We start from the raw sequence: 19,771 nt of genomic DNA, 5'->3' as shown, positions 1-19,771 counted from the left end.
GCATGACACGTCCGGCACCGAACAGAGCATAGCTCACTGTTACCTATGCTCACAATGAAGGCTGTCCTGATAACATTGCGATCATGACGGCCCCCGACACGTCCGGCCAGCTCGCCGAGCAGCTGCTGAGGCTGACCCGCAGGCTCCATCGCGCGCAGAAGCGCTATCTGGACCCGGTCGGCATCACGCCCGCCCAATCGCGGCTGCTCCGCACCGTGGCGCACTACGAGGCGCCGCCGCGGATGGCGGATCTGGCCGAGCACCTGGAGGTCGTGCCCCGGGCGGTGACGACGCTGGTCGACGCCCTGGAGACCAATGGGGCGGTGCGCCGGGTGCCGGATCCGTCCAACCGCCGGGTGATCCGCATAGAGCTCACCGACCACGGCCGCTCGACGCTGCGCGCCCTGCGGGACGCCCGCCGCGCGGCGGTGGAGGACGTCCTGGCCCCGTTGGACGACGACCAGCGCGAGGTGCTGGGCGATCTGCTCGCCGAGCTGCTGACGGGCCCGGGCCGCAACATCCCCTGAACCGCTCTTCCCACGCGGCTCACGGAGGCCACCCGGCGCACGGAGGCGGGGGTGGCACGCGCGTGAACGCGCGCCCCACCCCCGCGTCCCTTCGGGTGACGGTCAGCAGCGCCGGCTGTCCTCCGTCAGCTCGCCCTGGGCCGTGGCCAGGGTGCGGTCGTAGCACGCGCCCGGGCCCAGGAGGCGATAGCGCTCACGGGAGACTCCCACGGCGTGACGCCGCTCCCGGGGGACGTTCTGGATGTAGGACGCGTTACCGGTGTAGGTGTCGTCCAGCCGGCTCCAGGTGAGCTGTTTGCCCGCCCGCGTGGTGCGCAGGTCGGCCTGGTCGCCCATGGTCAGTACGGTGTCCAGCCGGTCGTCGGGGGCGATGGTGGTGACTCCCTCCATGCTGTAGACCCGGTGGGCCGTGTTCACGGTGGCCGGTCCTCGGCCGGCGACCGTGACGGTCTCGTCGTCCGTCCAGCGGGCGCGCAGGCCGTCGGCGGTCTCGCGGTCCTTCCAGCGGTGCAGGGAGGTGGCGGCCAGCCGGCGGCTGACCGTGGTGGTGACCCGCCCGTGCGAGGTGTTCAGGTAGCCGGAGACGGTGAGCGCGTGGTCGGCGTCGGCCGATACTCGGTGCCGGGTGCCGGGCTGGTAGTCGACACCGCCCCGCGCGGTGCCGTCCTGGTGCCGGGTGAGCGCGCCGGTGACCACGGACGCCTTGGCGTCCTGCCAGACCAGGACGTTGACGGGGGTGTCCCAGCCGCTCTGTCCCTCGGGCACTCCGGCCACCGCGACCGATATCCGGTGCGGTTTGCCGTCGTTCAGCTGTCCCGCGAAGGGCGTGAGGTCGTACTCGACCGGCCGGACGTCGAAGGCTCGCGGGCCGGGGATCACGTACCACAGGAAGGGGTTGGACCAGCCGCCGGTCCAGACCGTCGGGTAGGGGGCGGCGATCCCGGCGAGCTTCCCGTCCACCGAGACGCGGACCTCCCGGGTGGGCCCGTCCTTGGCCTTGCAGGAGTAGGGCGCGGGCTCTGGCACGGCGAGGTACCAGAACTCCTCGCAGCCGCCGCCCGATCCGGTCGCGTAGACCTCGGCCACGACGCGCTCGCTGTTGCGCGGAACGGTCAGCGCGCCCTCGTACGCCGTGCCCGCCGCCCGCGCGCCGTCGAGGGTGAGGACCCGGTCCGGGGTGGCGGCCGGTTTCACGCGTCCCTCGGCCTTGTAGAAGGTCAGGGTCGCCTTGACCTTGATGACGCCGGTGTAGGTCTCGTTGACGAGGTTGCCGATGAGCATCTCGACGGGCTGCCGGGTGCGCAGGGCGGCGGCGTAGCGAGTGACGTCCTTCTCGACGTGCCAGGTGATGCCCTTGGGTGAGGGTTCGGGTGTCGAGGTGCGCAATACCTCGACACCGCCTATGCGGAGATAGCCGAGGCGGTCGAACTGCCGCCCGGCGACGGCGCCGTCGAGTTTGAGGACGACCTTGTTCCAGCGGTCACCGCAGCGCCCGGGGGGCGCGTAGGTGCTCTTGTAGGGCGTGTAGTCGCGGAATTCGGTCTCGGCGACGGTCACGGTGCAGGAGGTGGTGCGAGGGGTGGCCACGGGTGGGCCGGCAGTGATCGGATCGTGCCAGGTGGTGCCGAACTCGGTGGGTGCGGCGGCCGTGGCCGGTCCCGCGCTCAGCGCGAGTCCGGTGGCCGCGGCGCACAGCGCCAGAAGCAGTCGTCTCATGGGGCAGGAGTGAAGCGCGTCGCCGGGTGGCGCACCAGTACGAACCCGGCCTGATGGGCCGTGACCGGCCGGCCCGCGCGGGAAAACCAGTTGAACCGGACATCCCCCTGCCGAGAGCCTGGCACGGACCCCAACCACCCACTCCGAACCGGGATGTCATGCACATTCGCGATCTGCCGTTCGCCGATCCCGGCCGCCCGGACGTCCGGTCGGGCCCCCGCTTCCTGCTGTGGCTGGGGCGGACCCAGGTGGGCGGCCAGGCCAAGGCGATGCTCTGGGGCACGGTCAACATGGCGTCCGTGGCCCTGTTCCCGCTGGCGGCGGGTCTCGCCGTGCAGGCGGTGGTCGACCGCTCCGGCGCCCGGCTCGCGCTGGCGGCCGGTCTGATGCTGCTGCTCGGGACGATCATGGCGCTGGCCGACATGATGCTGCACAGGGTGTCGGTCACCAACTGGATCACGGCGGCGGCCCGGGTGCAGCAGCTTCTGGCCCGCAAGGCCGCCGAGTTGGGGGCGACGCTGACGCGCCGGGTCGCGGCCGGTGAAGTGGTGGCGGTGTCCACGGGCGACGTCGAGAAAATCGGCTGGTTCGTGGAGTCCGTCTCCCGCTTCATGGCGGCGCTGCTCACCACCCTGGTGCTCTGCGTGTCCCTGACGATCTACCAGCCCCTCCTGGGGCTGGTGGTCGCGGCCGGTGTGCCCGTACTGGCCCTGGCGGTACTGCCGTTGCTGCCGCACGCCACGCGGCGGGCCGACGAGCAGCGGGAGAAGGCCGGCCGGGCCACCGAGCTGGCGTCGGACACCGTGGCCGGGCTGCGGGTGCTGCGGGGCATCGGCGGCGAGGAGCTGTTCCTCTCCCGCTACCGCCGCGCCTCCCAGGAGGTGCGCAGGGCGGCCGTGCGCAGTGCCCGGATGTGGGCGCTGATAGCGGCGGTCCAGGTGGTGCTGCCGGGGCTGCTGCTGATCGCGGTGGTCTGGTACGGCGTGCGACTGGTCCGGGAGGGCCGGATCGAGGTGGGCGAGCTGGTCACGGTCTACGGCATGGTCAGCTTCCTGCTGCTGCCGTTGCGCCACTTCGAGGAGATCGCGCAGGCCTACTCCTTCTCCCGGCCCTCGGCGGCGCGTGCCGCCAGGGTGCTGGGGCTGGAGCGGGTCGGACCGCCGGACGGCGACCGGGAGGCGACCGGGCCGGGACCGCGCGGCGATCTGTACGACCCCGTCACCGGGCTCCTCGCACCGGCCGGGCGGCTGACGGCGGTGGTGTGCGGGGACCCCGACGCCGCGGGCCGGCTCGCCGACCGGCTCGGCGGTCACGCCGACGGCGGCGCCACCGACGGGACACCCTCCGTGCTGCTGGGCGGTGTGGCGCTGGACGACCTGCCGCTCGGCGCGGCGCGCGAGGCCGTGCTCGTCCAGGACAAGGACCCGGTACTGCTGTCGGGCACCCTCGCCGAGTTGCTGGACGTGCCCTCCTCGGGAGCCGTGGCGGCCGAGGCCGCTCTCGCGGCGGCGCAGTGCGACGACGTACTGGCCTCGCTGACCCGGTCCTCGGCGGAGGGGAGCGACGACCCGATGCGGGCCCGGATCACCGAGCGCGGCCGCTCGCTGTCCGGCGGGCAGCGCCAGCGCCTGGCACTCGCCCGCTCCCTGATCACCGACCCGGAGGCGCTGGTACTGGACGAGCCGACCGCCGCGGTGGACTCGCACACCGAGGCGCGGATCGCGGACGGGCTGCGCCGACTGCGCGCGGGCCGTACGACGGTGGTGTTCACCTCCAGCCCGCTGCTGCTCGACCGGGCCGACCAGGTGGCGTTCCTCCAGGAGGGCCGAGTGGCGACGGTGGGGACGCACGCCGAGCTGCTGCGCACCGACCCCGCCTACCGCGCGGTCGTCACCCGCCGGACGGACGAGGAACCGGACGCGGCGGACGAAGAGATCGACAAAGCGATGGACGACAAGGCGCTGGACATGGACGCCAAGGCGCTGGACGTGGAGCTCGCCGGCTTCGAAAAGGCCGAGGCCGACGAGGGCGAACAGATCGGCGAGCAGATCGGGGGAACGGCATGATCGGCCTGGCACCGCCGGCCTACGACCCGGCCGCACCGGAGTCGGCGACGACCCTTCCGGTGGCCGGAAGCACCACGGTCCGGAGCTATGCGAAGGGGATACTGCGCCGGCACCGGGGCGCCTTCGCCCTGCTCGTGGGGGCGAACGCGGTCGCCGTGCTCGCCTCCATGGCGGGCCCGTATCTGCTGGGCGGACTGGTCGAGGACCTCGCCTCGGGCGCGCGCGAGTTCCACCTGGGCCGTACGGTCTCCCTCTTCGCCGTCGCCCTGGCCGTCCAGGCGCTGTTCACGCGCATGGTGCGGCTGCGCGGGGCGGTGCTCGGCGAAGAGATGCTGGCCGACCTGCGCGAGGACTTCCTCGTCCGGTCGGTCGGCCTGCCGCCGGGCGTGCTGGAGCGGGCGGGCACCGGTGATCTGCTCTCGCGGATCACCACGGACATCGACCGGCTGGCCAACGCCATGCGGGAGGCCGTGCCCGAGCTGGCGATCGGCGTCGTCTGGGCGGGGCTGCTGCTGGGGGCGCTGACCGTCACGGCGCCGCCGCTCGCGCTGTCGCTGCTGGTCACGATGCCACTGCTGTACGTCGGCTGCCGCTGGTACTTCCGGCGGGCGCCGGGCGCCTATCGCTCCGAGGCCGCCGGCTACGCGGCCGTCGCCGCTTCCCTGGCGGAGACCGTGGACGCCGGGCGGACCGTCGAGGCGCACCGGCTGGGCCGGGAGCGCGTCGCGCTCTCCGACCGTCGCGTCTTCGAGTGGGTGCAGTGGGAGCGCTATACGTTGTGGCTGCGCTCGGTGCTGTACCCCGTCGTCAACATGTCGCATGCGCTGCTGCTGTGCGTCGTGCTGCTCCTCGGCGGGTTCTGTGTGCTCCGGGGCTGGCTGTCGGTCGGTGAGCTGACGACGGGCGCGCTGCTCGCGCAGATGCTGGTCGAGCCGCTCGGGCTGATCCTGCGCTGGTACGACGAGCTGCAGGTCGCGCAAGTGTCGCTGGCCCGGCTCGTGGGTGTACGGGAGATCGGCGCCGACGACGCCGACGAGCGGGTGCGCCCGGCGGGCCGGGACGTGCGGGCGGACCGGGTGCGCTTCGGCTACGCGCCCGGCGGCGATGTGCTGCACGGGGTCTCGCTCGACGTCCGGCCGGGCACCCGGGTGGCGCTGGTCGGGCCGTCCGGGGCGGGCAAGTCGACGCTGGGCCGGCTGCTGGCCGGGATCTACGCGCCGCGGACGGGGTCGGTGACGCTGGGCGGCGCGGAGCTCTCCCGGATGCCGACGGAGCGGGTGCGCCGACATGTGGCGCTGGTCAACCAGGAGCACCACGTCTTCGTCGGCGCCCTGCGGGACAACCTGCTGCTCGCCCGGCCGGACGCCGGGGACGACGAGCTGTGGTCGGCCCTGGCCGCGGTGGACGCCGAGGGGTGGGCCCGGGCCCTGGAGAAGGGCCTGGACACCGAGGTCGGCTCGGGCGGGCTCGCGCTGACCCCGGCCCAGGCCCAGCAGATCGCCCTGGCCCGGCTGGTGCTCGCGGATCCGCACACCCTGGTCCTGGACGAGGCGACCTCCCTGCTGGACCCGCGCGCCGCCCGCCACCTGGAGCGTTCCCTGGCCAAGGTGCTGGAGGGGCGCACGGTCGTGGCGATCGCGCACCGGCTGCACACCGCCCATGACGCGGACGTGATCGTGGTGGCGGAGGACGGCCGGGTCAGCGAGCTGGGCAGCCACGACGAACTGGTCGCGGCGGACGGCGCGTACGCGGCGCTGTGGCGCTCCTGGCACCGCTAGCCCGCCGGGCGGGGCGGGGGCCCGGGAGGTCAGAGGAGCTCCAGGGCCCCCAGCCCGCCCACACCACCGAGGATCATGAAGACCGGCATCAGGATCTTGACCTCGACGCGGCTGCCGGCCCGGAAGCGCATCGACTTCGGGGGGCCGAGGGGGTACCAGCGCTTGCGCGCTATGGGCAGCGGCCACAGGATCGGGCAGCCGGAGACCGTGAGGGCGTCCCCGATGTCGTGGACGAGCGCGCCGAGGACGATCGGCAGGCCCAGCCACAGGTACTCCTGGCCGGGGCCGGTGAACAGCCAGTGGGAGCCGTTGCCCGGTTGGTCCAGGATCCCGGCGAGGATCCAGGCGCTGGTGGCCCCGAGCAGCCAGACCAGTACGTCGCTGGAGGTCCGGGCCGCCCGCCAGAGCAGCCCCTCGACGGCGAGCACCATATGGACGAAGAGGATGCCGAGCACGGCCCAGCGGTCCCCGGTCATCGCCAGCGCCGAAGCACCGGCCCCTATCAGCACCGCCCAGAGGGCGGTGTGGGTCAGGGTGCGGTGGCCGCCGCTGCGGCGCGGGTCGGCCTTGGACTTCGTGGCCTTGTAGACAGCGTGGGACAGCTGGTCGATGATCCCGCACAGGATCCGCGATATCGGGCCGAAGGAGCGCGATATCGTCGCGGACTTGTGGTCGAGGTCCGGGGCCAGGGCGGCCCCGGCGCAGATCAGGGCGCCGACGACGAGCACGGGCCAGGGCATCGGGTGGTCCAGCGCGGCGGCCGCCGCTCCCACGCCGAGCCAGGCCGCCGCCCCGGAGAGCGAATGAGCCGGTCCCATCATCGTCGTGCCACCCCTTCGCCGGCCCGTGCCGGGCCACGCTGACGCCCTGTCGGCCACTCAGCGTAACGCCCGGATGATCATCGTTCGACCGGCCGGTTCCCTGATCCGGCCCGGGGCCAGGCAGTATGGGGGTGTGACCCTTATCGATCAGATGCCGAGCCATGCCGACCCCGATGCCCTTTTCGAAGCTTTCTCGACCTGGGCCGAGGAGCGGGGCATCACGCTGTACCCCGCCCAGGAGGAGGCGCTGATCGAGGTGGTCTCCGGGGCGAACGTGATCCTCTCGACGCCCACCGGCTCGGGGAAAAGCCTGGTCGCGGCGGGCGCGCACTTCACCGCGCTCGCCAATGACCAGGTGACCTTCTACACCGCCCCCATCAAGGCGCTGGTCTCCGAGAAGTTCTTCGACCTGTGCAAGATCTTCGGCACCGAGAACGTCGGCATGCTCACCGGCGACGCCTCGGTCAACGCCGACGCCCCGGTGATCTGCTGCACGGCCGAGGTCCTCGCCTCCATCGCGCTGCGCGACGGCAAGGACGCCGACATCGGCCAGGTCGTGATGGACGAGTTCCACTTCTACGCCGAGCAGGACCGTGGCTGGGCGTGGCAGATCCCGCTGCTGGAACTGCCCCAGGCGCAGTTCATCCTGATGTCCGCGACGCTGGGTGACGTCTCCCGCTTCGAGGAGGACCTGACCCGGCGCACCGGCCGGCCGACCTCGGTGGTCCGCTCGGCGACCCGGCCCGTTCCGCTGTCGTACGAGTACCGCGCGACGCCGCTGACGGAGACGCTGACCGAGCTGCTCCAGACGCGTCAGGCCCCGGTGTACATCGTCCACTTCACCCAGGCGGCCGCCGTCGAGCGGGCCCAGGCGCTGATGAGCATCAACATGTGCTCGCGCGAGGAGAAGGACGAGATCGCCAAGCTGATCGGCAATTTCCGCTTCACCACCAAGTTCGGCCGGAACCTCTCCCGCTACGTCCGGCACGGCATCGGCGTGCACCACGCCGGCATGCTGCCGAAGTACCGGCGGCTGGTGGAGCGGCTGGCGCAGGCCGGACTGCTGAAGGTGATCTGCGGTACCGACACCCTGGGCGTCGGGGTGAACGTGCCCATCCGCACGGTCCTCTTCACCGCGCTGACCAAGTACGACGGCCAGCGGGTGCGGACGCTTCGGGCGCGGGAGTTCCACCAGATCGCGGGCCGGGCCGGGCGGGCCGGATTCGACACGGCCGGCTTCGTCGTCGCGCAGGCGCCCGACCATGTCGTCGAGAACGAGAAGGCGCTGGCCAAGGCGGGGGACGACCCGAAGAAGCGCCGCAAGGTGGTCCGCAAGAAGGCTCCCGAGGGCTTCGTCAACTGGACGGAGAGCACCTTCGAGAAGCTCATCACCTCCGAGCCCGAGCAGCTCACCTCCCGTTTCCGGGTCACCCACGCGATGCTGCTGGCGGTCATCGCCCGGCCGGGCAACGCCTTCGAGGCGATGCGCCGGCTGCTGGAGGACAACCACGAGCCGCGCAAGAACCAGCTTCGGCACATCCGCCGGGCCATCGCCATCTACCGTTCGCTGCTGGACGGCGGCGTGGTGGAGCGGCTGGACGAGCCGGACGCCGAGGGCCGGATCGTCCGGCTGACGGTCGACCTCCAGTCGGACTTCGCGCTCAACCAGCCGCTGTCGACGTTCGCGCTGGCCTCCTTCGAGCTCCTGGACCCGGAGTCCCCCTCGTACGCGCTGGACATGGTCTCGGTCGTGGAGTCGACGCTGGACGACCCCCGGCAGATCCTGGCCGCGCAGCAGAACAAGGCGCGTGGCGAGGCCGTGGCGGCGATGAAGGCGGACGGCGTCGAGTACGAGGAGCGCATGGAGCGCCTCATGGACGTCAGCTACCCCAAGCCGCTGGAGGAGCTGCTGTCCCACGCCTACGACGTCTACCGCAAGAGCCACCCGTGGGTCGGCGACCACCCGCTGTCGCCCAAGTCGGTCATCCGTGACATGTACGAGCGGGCGATGACGTTCACGGAGTTCACGGCCCACTACGACCTGGCCCGGACCGAGGGCATCGTGCTGCGCTACCTGGCGAGCGCGTACAAGGCGCTGGACCACACCGTGCCGGACGACCTGAAGTCCGACGACTTCGAGGACCTGATCGCCTGGCTCGGCGAGATGGTCCGCCAGGTCGACTCGAGCCTGCTCGACGAGTGGGAGCAGCTCGCCAACCCCTCGGAGGAGAGCGCGGAGGAGGCCCAGGAGCGCGCCGACCAGGTCAAGCCCGTCACGGCCAACGCCCGGGCCTTCCGGGTGCTGGTGCGCAACGCGATGTTCCGCCGTGTGGAGCTCGCCGCCCTGGACAAGGTCGCCGAGCTCGGCGAGATGGACGCCGAGTCCGGCTGGGACGAGGACCGCTGGGGCGAGGCCATGGACGCCTACTGGGACGAGTACGACGATCTGGGCACCGGCCCCGACGCGCGCGGGCCGAAGCTGCTGCGGATCGAGGAGCGGCCCGAGGACGGTCTGTGGCGGGTCCGGCAGTCCTTCGCCGACCCCAACGGCGATCACGACTGGGGCATCACCGCCGAGGTGGACCTGGCGGCCTCCGACGAGGAGGGCCGGGCGGTCGTCCGCGTCATGGACGTCGGCCAGCTCTGACCCTCTCCTGGTCACGGGCCCTTTCCCGGTCATGGTCCGGCGGCGTGCGCGGCACTCCGCCGGACCGTGGCCTACCGACGCCCGCGCAGCCATGACCACAGCCTTCCCGGGCGCACGGACCGGGCCGCCGGCGGTTCGGCGTCACACTGCCGGGGCTCCGGCTCGGCCGCCGGTGCCTGCGCCGTCTTCCTGTTCCCGTCGGTGCCGGGTGCGGGCCGGGTGGCTCTGGCCTGGGGCAGGGTGGTCGTGAGGCAGTGGCGGTACCAGTCGATCTCGTCCGGGTCCTCGGCCAGCACCAGCGACTCGATCACTTCACGGGCCGCCGGGACCTCCGAGCGGATCCGGGTCAGCTCGGGGCGCAGCGCGATCAGGTACGCCCGTTCACCCGGGTCGGGCACGACCTGTGCCAGTTCCGGGGCGTCGAGCACGGCGGCGGTGGCGGCCGCCCGCTGCCAGGCGTCCGAGGCCTGGGCGGTCAGCTGGTCGACCCGGCGGGCGCGCCAGCCCCGGGCGCGGCGGTCGGAGTGTTCGTCCAGCGCGGTCCGCAGCAGGGCGGGGATGCGGCCGGTGAGCAGTCCTGGTTCGCGGTCGGCGAACTCCGCGAGGTCGGCCGCCAGATAGTGCCAGACGACGGCACGGTACCGGTTGACGTAGAAGCGGACCGGGGTGAAGCACCCGGCCCTGGCCAGGCGGGTGAAGCGGGCGGCACCGACGCCCATGAGCTCGGCCCCTTCCGCCGTGCCCACGGCCCAGAGCCGGGAGCGCAGCGCTTCGGGGAAGCCCTCGCTCGACCTGTGCCGGTCGATCTCCTCCGCCGGGACCCTCCGCCGCCCGTCCGGGCCGGCCGCGACGGTCCGTACCTCCCCCAGCTGGACGGCCAGTTCGAACTCGCGCGGTTTGAGCCCGAGCTCCCGTGCGGCCCGGGCCAAAGGGACAGCCGGCCCCGCCGGGCCGTACGCCCCGGTCCGCCCCCGCGCCGGCTCCGGCCGCCGCGTTTCCTGCCGTGCTTGTCGTACCTGTCCTACCTCCACGACGCCCTCCCGCCATCACCCGATTACTGACAGTGACGACGATAGCGGTGGGCTGCGACACCCCGCCGAGCCTGTGGATAACCCTGGCGGACACCCCGGGTGATCAGCGGTGCGCCGACGGCCGGAGTCAGCGGCTCCGGCCCCCGATGCGGTTGGCCAGCAAGGTCATCTCGTAGGCGATCCTGCCGATGTCGGCCTCGGCCTCACCGAGTACGCACAGGCAGCTCTCCTCGTCGGCGGCCGTCACGAACAACACGCCCCGATCGAATTCGACCATGGTCTGGCGCACGCCGCCCGCCCGGAATTGCCGGCCCGTTCCTCTGGCGAGGCTGTGGAGTCCGGAGGCGACCGCCGCCAGGTGTTCGGCCTCCTCTCTCGTCAGACTCGCGCTCGCTCCCGTCACAAGCCCATCGTTGGACAGCACCAATGCGTGGCGTATCCCGCCGCCCCCCTCGGCCAACTCGTCCAGCATCGAGTCGAGTTCCTTACCGATTCCCATGCCCGCCTCCCCGTTCGGCAATTCCCCGTAACCGCCGTGCAAGCCTTGCCCACCTCCGCGCTCCGGGCAACCCACCCTCCCCTCCGATGCGCATCCGTTCGCCAGTTGACACAGGATGCGGACATGACGCGGAAAATGAGCAAACAAGCCTTCATCCCGCGGACACCGTCGCATTATCCGGAGGTTCAAATCCGTGCCCACGGGGCACACTTGAACGACCGCAGGAATTTGCCGCTCACGGGGGCAGGTGATCCGCGTGTTCAACAAACTCCGCAAGCACTCGGAAGAGGCCCGGCGGGCACCGGCGCCACGGCCGCTCGTGAGTCGCCAGCACAATCTCTTCGAGGCAGCGGCGGCATATGTCACCGCCTGCGCCGAGAACGACTACGACAAAAGCATGGAGGCGGCGCGCTGGGTCTCGCCGGAAGCCCTCAGCTTCGGCGTGAACGAGCTGGCGTGCCGCGCCGTCATAGCCCTCGCGCGCGAGCGCGACGAATCTCCCCAGACGGTGGCCCGCACCCTCCTCGGCCTGCCCGCCGCCTGACGCGGGGCGCCGTCCGAGGTGGCGCCTGTCGCGCTCCGCTCGGCCGACGTTCCCGGATTCGTCACGTTGAAGTCGTGTACATGCCACCGCGCGCCGCCCTACGCTGCCAGCGCACTCGGCTCACACCCCCACCGATACCGCTTCGCCCGGAGGAGCTTGTGCCCGCCGCAGCCAGTCCCGCCCGTCGTCCCCACCGCCGCCGTCTCCGACTCCGCCGCCGCCACTCCCTCGCCCTCGCCACGGCCTTCGGCCTCGCCGCCACCTCCCTCGGCCTATGGGCCTCGGACTCCACCGCCGCGCCGGCCGTTCCCACACCCGACCACGTGGTGGTCGTCGTCTTCGAGAACCGCGCCTACGACCAGGTCATGGGCAGCTCCAGCGCCCCGTACATCAACTCCCTGGCGGCGGGCGGCGCGAACCTGACCGCCTCGTACGCCGAGACCCATCCCAGTCAGCCCAACTACTACGCGTTGTTCTCCGGCGACACCCAGGGCGTCACCGACGACAGCTGCGTCGACCCCGGCTTCAGCGAGGAGCCCAACCTCGGCTCGGAGCTGCTCGCCGCGGGCAGGACCTGGGCCAGCTACAACGAGTCCCTGCCCGCCGAGGGCTCCACCACCTGCGAGAGCGGCAAGTACCGCCAGAAGCACAACCCCTGGTTCGGCTTCGGCAACGTCCCCACCAGCACCGCGCACACCTTCGGTGCCTTCCCGAAGGATTACAGCGCCCTTCCCACGGTCTCCTTCATCGTGCCGAACATGTGCAGCGACATGCACGACTGCTCCATCGGCACCGGCGACACTTGGCTGAAGAACAACCTCAAGTCCTACGCGGACTGGGCCAAGACCCACAACAGCCTGCTGCTGATCACCTTCGACGAGGACAACCGCCTCAGCGGCAACCGGATCCCCACCGTCCTCTACGGCCAGCAGGTCAAGCCCGGTTCCACCTCCGACACCACGTACAACCACTACGACGTACTGCGCACCCTGGAGACCATGTACGGCCTCCCGCACGCCGGAAACGCCGCGAACGGCAAGGACATCACCGGCGTCTGGAACAGCTGACCGTGTATCTCGCGGACCGTCGCACCACCACCGGCACCGTCGGCCGGAAACCCGCTCCCGGCCGGCGGGCCGCCGTGCCCGCCACGGTGTTCGCCCTCGGCACCGTCAGCCTGGTCACCGACGTCTCCTCGGAGATGGTCAGCGCCGTCCTGCCGCTCTATCTGGTCGCCGGGCTGGGGCTGTCCCCGCTCGGCTTCGGGCTGCTGGACGGCCTCTACAACGGCGTCAGCGCGCTCGTGCGCCTCGTCGGCGGCCGGCTCGCCGACCGCGGCGACGGCGGCCACAAGACCGTGGCCGTCCTCGGTTACGGTCTCTCCGCGCTGTGCAAACCGCTGTTGCTCGTCGTGCACGGCGTCCCGCTGATCGGCGCCGTCCTGGCGGCCGACCGCACCGGCAAAGGGCTGCGCACCGCGCCGCGCGACGCCATGATCTCACTGGCCTGCGAACCCTCCGACCGCGCTCGGGCCTTCGGCGTGCACCGGGCCATGGACACCGCCGGGGCGCTGCTCGGCCCCCTCCTGGCCTTCCTCGTCCTGCGGACCGCCACCGAGGGGTACGACGCGGTCTTCACGGTCAGCGGCTGCGTAGCGGCCCTGGGCGTGCTCGTCCTCTGGCTGTTCGTTCCCGCCCGCCCCGACGAACCCACGAGCCTCGGCAAGCCCAGACACCCCGACAGTCCAGGGCTCCGCCCCGGCGAGCGGACTCCGCTCCGGGGCCTCCTGCGCCGCCCCGGTGTCCGCAGGCTGACCGCCTGCGCGGTGCTCCTCGGGCTGACCACCATCAGCGACTCCTTTCTCTACCTCACTCTCCAGCGCCGCCTCGCCGTCACCGAGGCGTGGTTCCCGCTGCTGCCCCTGGGCACCGCAACGGCGTTCCTCCTGTTTGCGGTGCCGCTCGGCGCGGTCGCCGACCGCTTCGGCAGGCGCAGGCTCTTCCTCTGCGGCCACCTCGCGCTCCTCGGCGCGTACGGGCTGCTGCTCGCGCCCCTGGGGAGCTCCCCCGCCCTGGCCTGCGCCGTTCTCACCCTGCACGGCACGTTCTACGCCGCCACCGACGGGGTACTGGCCGCCGCGACCGCCGACACCGTGCCCCGGGAGATCCGGGGCAGCGGACTCGCGGTCGTCCAGACCGGTCAGGCCGCGGCGCGCTTCGTCTGCTCGATCGCCTTCGGCGCGGCCTGGACCGCGTGGGGCGACCGCACGGCGCTGGGCGTGGCGGCCACCGGCCTCCTCGTCTCCGCCGCCGCCAGTGCCGTACTGCTGCGACCCCCGCCCGCCGACGCCCCACCGGAGCCCGCCCGTTGAACCGGATGAACCCGAACCGAATGAACCCGAACCGGAGAACCCGAACCGGATGAACCGCACCCGCCGACTGCTGATCCTGCTCGCGGCCGTCCTCCTCCTGACGGGGGTCGCGGTCGGCGCCACCCTGCGCGCCGCCGACCGGGCGGCGGAGAAGGACCGGCCCCGGGCGGGCGGCCCACCCGTACGGCCCGGCGCGGTCACCCTCGACGCCCCCGGCCGCGACGTCTTCCGGAACATGGCCTGGGGACCGCACCGCGACGAGATCGTCTCGGTCCCCGACGCCGACCCGGCCGGCCCCCGCACATCCTCCGGAGTCCGCTGTCTGCGCTTCCACACGGCGGCGGGCACGGGCGTCTGCCTCCAGTCGGTGCGCAGCGGCCTGCGGGACGTCTACCGGGCGGTGGTGCTCGACGCGCGCCTGCGCCCGCTGCGCCACTTCGACCTGGCCGGCATCCCCACCCGCGCGCGGGTCTCCCCGGACGGGCGCGCCGCGGCCTGGACGGTCTTCGTCAGCGGCGACTCCTACGCGGGCACCGCGTTCTCCACCCGCACCTCGGTCCTGGACGTCCGCACCGGGGAACTGGACCGGGATCTGGAGACCTACCGTTTCGTCCTGGACGGCCGGCCCCACCGGGCGGCGGACCTCAACGTCTGGGGCGTCACCTTCGCCGACGCCGGGCACTTCTACGCCACCGTCGCCACGGGCGGCAAGACCTATCTGGTGCGCGGGGACCGCGCGGAGCGGACGCTGCGCGCCCTCCACGAGAACGTCGAATGTCCCTCCCTGTCCCCCGACGGAACGCGCGTCGCGTACAAGAAGCGCGTCGAGGGCGTGTCGCCCGACGCGCCCTGGCGGCTGTACGTCCTGGATCTGCGTACCCTGCGCGAGACCGCCACGGCGGAGCGGCGGAGCGTCGACGACCAGGCGGTCTGGCGGGACGGGCGCACACTCGTGTACTCCCTGCCCGGCGACTACGGCTCCGATCTGTGGACCGTCCCGGCCGACGGCTCCGGCCGCGCGCGGCTGCTGACGGAGGCGGCGCTCGCCCCCGCGTTCATCGCGCGCCCCTGACGGTCACCGTGCCCCTAACGGTCCAGCTGTTTGCGGGACACCCTGCGCAGCCGCGTGCGCTGCGAGGGGTCGAGCAGCAGATAGGCGCCGACGGGGATGCCGACGATCACCAGCAGCGCCGCCCAGAAGGGCAGCAGCCACAGCAGGACCACCCCCACCGCCACACCGCCCACGGCGACCTTCGTCCTCTTAGTCATGTCCGTGCCTCCTTCGCGACGGCTGCCGAACGGTTTCAGCGTACGTCGGCCCGCGCGGAGGGGAGTGACGCGGCTCACCCGCGGAATCGGCTCGTCTGTCGCGTGTCTCCTGTACCCTCGGCCGCTCCGAAGCCCGCACTAGTCAAATTTGAGGAATGCGCAGCGCTGTGACTCCGCTCTCTGCCGCGACACCCTCCGACGTCTCCCTGCTCGCCCGCTGTCAGGCGGTCTTCCTCCCCGGGGACCCCGCCCGCACCGGGCGGGTCGCCTTCTGGCTCCCGGACGGCACTCCGCCCCTGGCGGACGGCGCCGTCGAGGAGCTGACCGTCGCCGTTCCCGACGGCGACGACGTGACCACGACGACCGTCCGGGCGAACGTGCTGCCCGTGCGCGACGCCGTCCCCGTCCTCACCCGCGCCCGGGCCGCCCGGGCCGACGAGACGGCCGCCTTCTGGGGCGCCGTCGCCGTCCTCGCCCTCCAGCTTGCCGCGCGCGGCAAGCTGCTGCCCGGGCTGACCGGCACCGACCACGACACCTGGCGGACCGGACCGCTCACCCCCGACGACACCCGCCGTGTCCAGGAGCTCGCCGCGGCCATGCCGCCCACGGCGCACGCCGTGCCGCTGCCGGGCGGCGGGATGCCCCTGCTGCCCGAACCCGAGGGGCTCGTCCGGTCCTTCCTCGACGCCGTCGCCGACGGCCTGCCCCGCTCCCCCGCCGCCGCCCTCGCCGCGGGCGGCCGCCCCTTCGCCGCCCCCGAGCCCCAGCGGGTGCCCGCCGCTCGCGCCTGGGCCACCGGGTACGACACGGCCGTACGGCTCTCCCTGCGCGTCGAGGTCCTCGCGCCGACGGGGTCCGGCGGGACGGACGACGAGCTCCGCCCGCGCTTCCGGGCCGTGCCGCAGTTGCACAGCCTCTCGGACCCGGCACTGGTCGCCGACGCCGCCGACGTGTGGTCCGGCGCGTCCCCGGCGGGCCGCGCGCTCGGCGGCGCCCGCATGAACGCGCTGCGCGCCCTGCGGCGCGCCGCCCACGCCTGGCCCGCGCTCTCGCCCCTGGTGTCGGCCTCCGTGCCCACCGCCGTCGATCTCGCCGACGAGGAGACCGGGGAACTCCTCGGCACGGCCGCCCGGGCGCTGGACGCGGCCGGCGTCGAGGTCCACTGGCCCAAGGACCTGGTCCGCGAGCTCACCGCCCGCGCCGTCGTCGGCCCACCGGACGAGGACGACGCGTCCGGGCACCGCTCGGGCATGCCCTCCCTGCTGTCCGCCGACAAACTGCTCGCCTTCGGCTGGCGTTTCGCCATCGGCGACCAGGAGCTGACGAGAGCGGAGCTGGACCGGCTCGCCGAGGCGAGCCGCCCCGTCGTACGGCTGCGCGACCAGTGGGTGCTCGTCGACCCGGAGGCGCTGCGCCGCGCCCACGCCCGCCGCGACCGGCGGATCACCCCCGCCGAGGCGCTGGGCGTCGCGCTCACCGGCAGCGCCCCCGCCGGGAACGACGACGAGACGGTCGAGGTGCGCGCGACGGGCTGGCTGGCGGCGCTCCGCGACCGCATCGCCGACCCCGAGGCCCGCCGGGAGCCGGTCGTCCAGCCCGCCGCGCTGGCCGCCACCCTGCGCGACTACCAGCTGCGCGGCCTCGACTGGCTGAACCGGATGACCTCGCTCGGCCTCGGCGGCTGCCTGGCCGACGACATGGGCCTGGGCAAGACCATCACCCTGATCGCCCTTCATCTCCACCGCCAGACCCTGCCGGAGGCCGCCGGCCCCACCCTGGTGGTCTGCCCGGCCTCCCTGATGGGCAACTGGCAGCGCGAGATCGAACGTTTCGCCCCCGGCACCCCGGTCCGCCGCTTCCACGGCACGTCCCGCGACCTGGACGCGCTCGGCGAGGGCGAGTTCGTCCTCACCACCTACGGCACGATGCGGCTGGACGCGGCGAGGCTGGCGGGCACCGGCTGGGGCCTGGTCGTCGCCGACGAGGCCCAGCACGTCAAGAACCCGTCCTCCGCGACCGCCAAGGCCCTGCGCACCATCGGGGCGAAGGCACGCGTGGCGCTGTCCGGCACCCCGGTCGAGAACAACCTGTCCGAGCTGTGGGCGATCCTCGACTGGACCACGCCCGGGCTCCTCGGCACGCTCGGCGCCTTCCGCAGGCGCCACGCCCGGGCCGTGGAGAGCGGCACCGACCCGGCGGCCGCCGAGCGCCTCGCGGCGCTCGTCCGCCCGTTCCTGCTGCGCCGCCGCAAGTCCGACCCGGGCATCGCGCCCGAGCTGCCGCCCAAGACCGAGACCGACCACCCGGTCGCGCTCACCAGGGAACAGGCGGGGCTGTACGAGGCCGTGGTGCGGGAGATCCTCACGGAGATCGCGGAGGCGGACGGGCTCGAACGGCGCGGGCTGATCGTCAAGCTGCTCACCGGGCTCAAGCAGATCTGCAACCACCCCGCCCAGTTCCTCAAGGAGCCCATCCCGGGGAAGCCCGGCGAGGTCGGCGACGGCCCCCGGATCGAGGGGCGCTCCGGCAAGGTCGAGCTCCTCGACGAGCTGCTGGACACCATCCTCGCCGAGGACGGGAGCGTGCTGGTGTTCACCCAGTACGTCCAGATGGCGCGCCTTCTGGAGCGCCATCTGGCCGCGCGGGGCGTGACCACCGCGCTGCTGCACGGCGGTACGCCCGTGGCACGGCGGGAGGAAATGGTCCGGCGCTTCCAGGAGGGCGGGATCCCGGTGTTCCTGCTGTCGTTGAAGGCGGCCGGCACGGGCCTGAACCTCACGCGCGCGGGTCATGTCGTGCACTTCGACCGTTGGTGGAATCCCGCGGTCGAAACCCAGGCCACCGACCGGGCCTACCGCATCGGCCAGACCCAGCCCGTCCAGGTGCACCGGCTCGTCGCCGAGGGCACCGTCGAGGACCGCATCGCGGAGATGCTGGCGCGCAAGCAGGCCCTCGCGGACGCGGTGCTGGGCGGCGCCGGGGAGGCCGCGCTGACCGAACTGAGCGACGCCGAACTGGCGGAGCTCGTGGAGCTGAGGGGGACCGGACGATGACGACGGCCGCACACGACCGGCGGGAGCGCGTCTTCGCGGCCCTGCCTCCGGAGGCCGGGCGGGACTTCGCCACCGGCCGGTGGGGCCGGGCCTGGCTCAAGGCGCTGGAGGACTCCGCCCTGGACGGCAAGCAGGTGAAGGCCGGCCGCCGGTACGCCCGCGCGGGAGCGGTCGGGGCGGTGTCCGTGCGGCCGGGGCGGATCACCGCGCTCGTCCGCGACCGGGACGGCGTCCCGTACCGCTCGGACGTGGTGGTCCAGCAGTTCACGGAGGCCGACTGGGACCGGCTCCTGGACGTGGTGGCCGACCGTCCGGAGCACCTCGCGGCGCTGCTGGACGGGGAACTGCCGCCGCACCTGGCCGAGGACGCGGCCGCGGCGGGCGTCGACCTGCTGCCCGGCATCGGCGATCTGGAGGCCGAGTGCGCCTGCGAGGCGTGGGACCACTGCCCGCATTCGGCGGCGCTGTGCCATCAGGTCGCCCGGCTGCTCGACCACGACCCGCTCGTCCTGTTGCTGCTCCGGGGGCGCGGAGAGCGGGAGTTGCTGGAGGAGCTGCGAGCGCGCAGTTCTCCGCGCGCCGCTGAGCACGCCCCGGAGCCGCCGGCGGGGATACCGGCGCGTGAGGCGTTCGCGGGGCGCGGCCTTGTGCCGCCGCTTCCGGATCCCCCGCCGCCGGTGGACGTGGCGGGGCGGCCGCCCGTCCTCGCCGGTGAGGGCGACGGGGCCGCAGAGGCGCACGGGCTCGACGTCGAGGCCCTGGCGTTCCTCGCGAGGGAGGCGGCGGTCCGGGCGCGGCGGCTGCTGGCGGAGGCGCTGGCGCCGGGCCATGAGCTGACGCCCGTGACCGGGGAGCCGACGGTGCGTGAGGACGCGGAGCGGCTGGCGGCGGCGGGGCCGCCGGAACGGGTCGCTGCGCGGCTCGCTCTGGTGGCTGGCTAGCGGCAGCCGGCCGGCGAGTCATCTGCGGGTGCATCGTGGCTGGTCGCGCAGTTCCCCGCGCCCCTTCGGGGCCCGGTCAGAGACCGAAGATGTCCGTGGGCAGGGCCGAGGGAAGCACCGTGGGCAAGCCGGACGGCAGACCGCTGGGCAGGCTCGACGGTAACCCGGTGGGGAGCGGGAAGGGTGATGTGGCGGTGCCCGACGTCCCGGTCGGCACCGCGCTGTGGCTCGGCGTGCCCCTGCCGGGATCCTTGCCGGCGAGGAGCACCACGGCCGCCACCGCGAGGACCGCGACGCCCAGCAGCGCGGCGACGGCCGTCGCGACCCGGCGCCCTCCCCCGCCGCCGGACGGGGGCGGCGGGTCCGGCCGGCGGGCGGGGCCGAAGCCGCCGGACGGTCCGTGAGGTCCGTACGGCGGGCCGGAAGGCGGCCCCAGCGGGGGGCCTGGTGGGGTGGCCATACGGCCAGCGTTCCCCGGCCCCGGCAGCCCGGCCCGCGCGGTGACCGT

The 19,771-nt window shown here is 73.1% G+C and carries 15 protein-coding genes and 1 pseudogene; 10 read left to right on the top strand and 6 right to left on the bottom strand.

Annotated features, from left to right (window positions below):
- The first annotated feature begins 83 nt into the window (after window positions 1-83).
- A complete protein-coding gene (locus EKH77_RS28305; protein ID WP_126917092.1) occupies window positions 84-527 on the top strand; it encodes a MarR family winged helix-turn-helix transcriptional regulator in 444 nt (147 codons plus the stop codon).
- Window positions 528-629: 102 nt separating this feature from the next.
- On the opposite strand, the gene EKH77_RS28300 is transcribed toward EKH77_RS28305, so the two are convergent.
- Window positions 630-2,243 carry a peptide-N4-asparagine amidase gene (locus EKH77_RS28300; protein ID WP_206279942.1) on the bottom strand — a complete coding sequence of 538 codons (1,614 nt, stop codon included), beginning with the start codon at window positions 2,241-2,243 and terminating at the stop codon, window positions 630-632.
- Between the two features lie 158 nt (window positions 2,244-2,401).
- Here EKH77_RS28300 and EKH77_RS28295 point away from each other — a divergent pair, with 158 nt between their 5' ends.
- Both EKH77_RS28295 and EKH77_RS28290 read left to right on the top strand, forming a co-directional pair.
- Window positions 2,402-4,309, top strand: coding sequence for an ABC transporter transmembrane domain-containing protein (locus tag EKH77_RS28295; protein ID WP_126917091.1), 1,908 nt, complete (start codon window positions 2,402-2,404; stop codon window positions 4,307-4,309).
- Complete coding sequence (locus tag EKH77_RS28290) at window positions 4,306-6,087, top strand: ABC transporter ATP-binding protein (protein WP_126917090.1); 1,782 nt, start codon at window positions 4,306-4,308, stop codon at window positions 6,085-6,087. Before EKH77_RS28295 ends, EKH77_RS28290 begins: the two co-directional genes overlap by 4 nt.
- Window positions 6,088-6,116: 29 nt before the next feature.
- Here the strand turns inward: EKH77_RS28290 and EKH77_RS28285 are convergent, their stop codons facing one another.
- Window positions 6,117-6,908 (bottom strand): metal-dependent hydrolase, encoded by a 792-nt coding sequence (locus EKH77_RS28285; RefSeq protein ID WP_126917089.1) that lies wholly within the window; start codon window positions 6,906-6,908, stop codon window positions 6,117-6,119.
- 133 nt (window positions 6,909-7,041) lie between these two features.
- Here EKH77_RS28285 and EKH77_RS28280 point away from each other — a divergent pair, with 133 nt between their 5' ends.
- Complete coding sequence (locus tag EKH77_RS28280) at window positions 7,042-9,555, top strand: DEAD/DEAH box helicase (RefSeq protein WP_126917088.1); 2,514 nt, start codon at window positions 7,042-7,044, stop codon at window positions 9,553-9,555.
- A 71-nt stretch (window positions 9,556-9,626) separates the two neighbouring features.
- Here EKH77_RS28280 and EKH77_RS28275 read toward each other — a convergent pair whose 3' ends face one another.
- Both EKH77_RS28275 and EKH77_RS28270 read right to left on the bottom strand, forming a co-directional pair.
- A complete protein-coding gene (locus tag EKH77_RS28275; RefSeq protein ID WP_126917087.1) occupies window positions 9,627-10,484 on the bottom strand; it encodes a DUF6397 family protein in 858 nt (285 codons plus the stop codon).
- Between the two features lie 229 nt (window positions 10,485-10,713).
- Complete coding sequence (locus EKH77_RS28270; protein ID WP_126917086.1) at window positions 10,714-11,085, bottom strand: roadblock/LC7 domain-containing protein; 372 nt, start codon at window positions 11,083-11,085, stop codon at window positions 10,714-10,716.
- Between the two features lie 256 nt (window positions 11,086-11,341).
- Between EKH77_RS28270 and EKH77_RS28265 the strand changes: the two genes are divergently transcribed.
- The 4 genes from EKH77_RS28265 (at window position 11,342) to EKH77_RS28250 (ending at window position 15,072) form a co-directional block, all read left to right on the top strand.
- Window positions 11,342-11,629 (top strand): hypothetical protein, encoded by a 288-nt coding sequence (locus tag EKH77_RS28265; protein ID WP_397612118.1) that lies wholly within the window; start codon window positions 11,342-11,344, stop codon window positions 11,627-11,629.
- A gap of 158 nt (window positions 11,630-11,787) precedes the next feature.
- On the top strand, window positions 11,788-12,696 hold the full coding sequence (locus EKH77_RS28260) for an alkaline phosphatase family protein (protein WP_240667578.1): 909 nt from the start codon (window positions 11,788-11,790) through the stop codon (window positions 12,694-12,696).
- A gap of 2 nt (window positions 12,697-12,698) precedes the next feature.
- Window positions 12,699-14,000 carry an MFS transporter gene (locus EKH77_RS28255; RefSeq protein WP_126917084.1) on the top strand — a complete coding sequence of 434 codons (1,302 nt, stop codon included), beginning with the start codon at window positions 12,699-12,701 and terminating at the stop codon, window positions 13,998-14,000.
- Between the two features lie 49 nt (window positions 14,001-14,049).
- The gene (locus tag EKH77_RS28250) at window positions 14,050-15,072 is read left to right on the top strand and encodes a PD40 domain-containing protein (protein ID WP_126917083.1); all 1,023 of its coding nucleotides are present in this window, start codon (window positions 14,050-14,052) and stop codon (window positions 15,070-15,072) included.
- Window positions 15,073-15,086: 14 nt separating this feature from the next.
- Here EKH77_RS28250 and EKH77_RS28245 read toward each other — a convergent pair whose 3' ends face one another.
- Window positions 15,087-15,269, bottom strand: coding sequence for a hypothetical protein (locus tag EKH77_RS28245; protein ID WP_126917082.1), 183 nt, complete (start codon window positions 15,267-15,269; stop codon window positions 15,087-15,089).
- Window positions 15,270-15,424: 155 nt separating this feature from the next.
- Here EKH77_RS28245 and EKH77_RS28240 point away from each other — a divergent pair, with 155 nt between their 5' ends.
- Together EKH77_RS28240 and EKH77_RS28235 are read left to right on the top strand one after the other, a co-directional pair.
- A complete protein-coding gene (locus tag EKH77_RS28240; protein WP_126917081.1) occupies window positions 15,425-18,322 on the top strand; it encodes a DEAD/DEAH box helicase in 2,898 nt (965 codons plus the stop codon).
- Window positions 18,319-19,260: pseudogene (locus tag EKH77_RS28235) on the top strand (SWF or SNF family helicase); the annotation flags it as partial. The gene EKH77_RS28240 and the pseudogene EKH77_RS28235, both read left to right, overlap by 4 nt.
- A 79-nt stretch (window positions 19,261-19,339) precedes the next feature.
- Here EKH77_RS28235 and EKH77_RS28230 read toward each other — a convergent pair.
- Window positions 19,340-19,723: a hypothetical protein gene (locus EKH77_RS28230; RefSeq protein WP_126917079.1), complete on the bottom strand. Its 384-nt coding sequence runs from the start codon at window positions 19,721-19,723 to the stop codon at window positions 19,340-19,342.
- Between the last annotated feature and the right edge of the window lie 48 nt (window positions 19,724-19,771).

It is taken from the genome of Streptomyces luteoverticillatus, from assembly GCF_003970715.1.
Lineage (GTDB): Bacteria > Actinomycetota > Actinomycetes > Streptomycetales > Streptomycetaceae > Streptomyces > Streptomyces abikoensis.
The sequence above is the reverse complement of the archived record's forward strand: the minus strand, read 5'-3'. Positions and strand labels throughout refer to the sequence as shown.

Excerpts from the sequence above, each read along its gene's own strand:
- EKH77_RS28305 (WP_126917092.1), top strand. The coding sequence starts at position 84 with ATGACGGCCCCCGACACGTCCGGCCAGCTCGCCGAGCAGCTGCTGAGG.
- EKH77_RS28300 (WP_206279942.1), bottom strand. The coding sequence starts at position 2,243 with ATGAGACGACTGCTTCTGGCGCTGTGCGCCGCGGCCACCGGACTCGCG.
- EKH77_RS28295 (WP_126917091.1), top strand. The coding sequence starts at position 2,402 with ATGCACATTCGCGATCTGCCGTTCGCCGATCCCGGCCGCCCGGACGTC.
- EKH77_RS28290 (WP_126917090.1), top strand. The coding sequence starts at position 4,306 with ATGATCGGCCTGGCACCGCCGGCCTACGACCCGGCCGCACCGGAGTCG.
- EKH77_RS28285 (WP_126917089.1), bottom strand. The coding sequence starts at position 6,908 with ATGATGGGACCGGCTCATTCGCTCTCCGGGGCGGCGGCCTGGCTCGGC.
- EKH77_RS28270 (WP_126917086.1), bottom strand. The coding sequence starts at position 11,085 with ATGGGAATCGGTAAGGAACTCGACTCGATGCTGGACGAGTTGGCCGAG.
- EKH77_RS28250 (WP_126917083.1), top strand. The coding sequence starts at position 14,050 with ATGAACCGCACCCGCCGACTGCTGATCCTGCTCGCGGCCGTCCTCCTC.
- EKH77_RS28245 (WP_126917082.1), bottom strand. The coding sequence starts at position 15,269 with ATGACTAAGAGGACGAAGGTCGCCGTGGGCGGTGTGGCGGTGGGGGTG.
- EKH77_RS28240 (WP_126917081.1), top strand. The coding sequence starts at position 15,425 with ATGCGCAGCGCTGTGACTCCGCTCTCTGCCGCGACACCCTCCGACGTC.
- EKH77_RS28230 (WP_126917079.1), bottom strand. The coding sequence starts at position 19,723 with ATGGCCACCCCACCAGGCCCCCCGCTGGGGCCGCCTTCCGGCCCGCCG.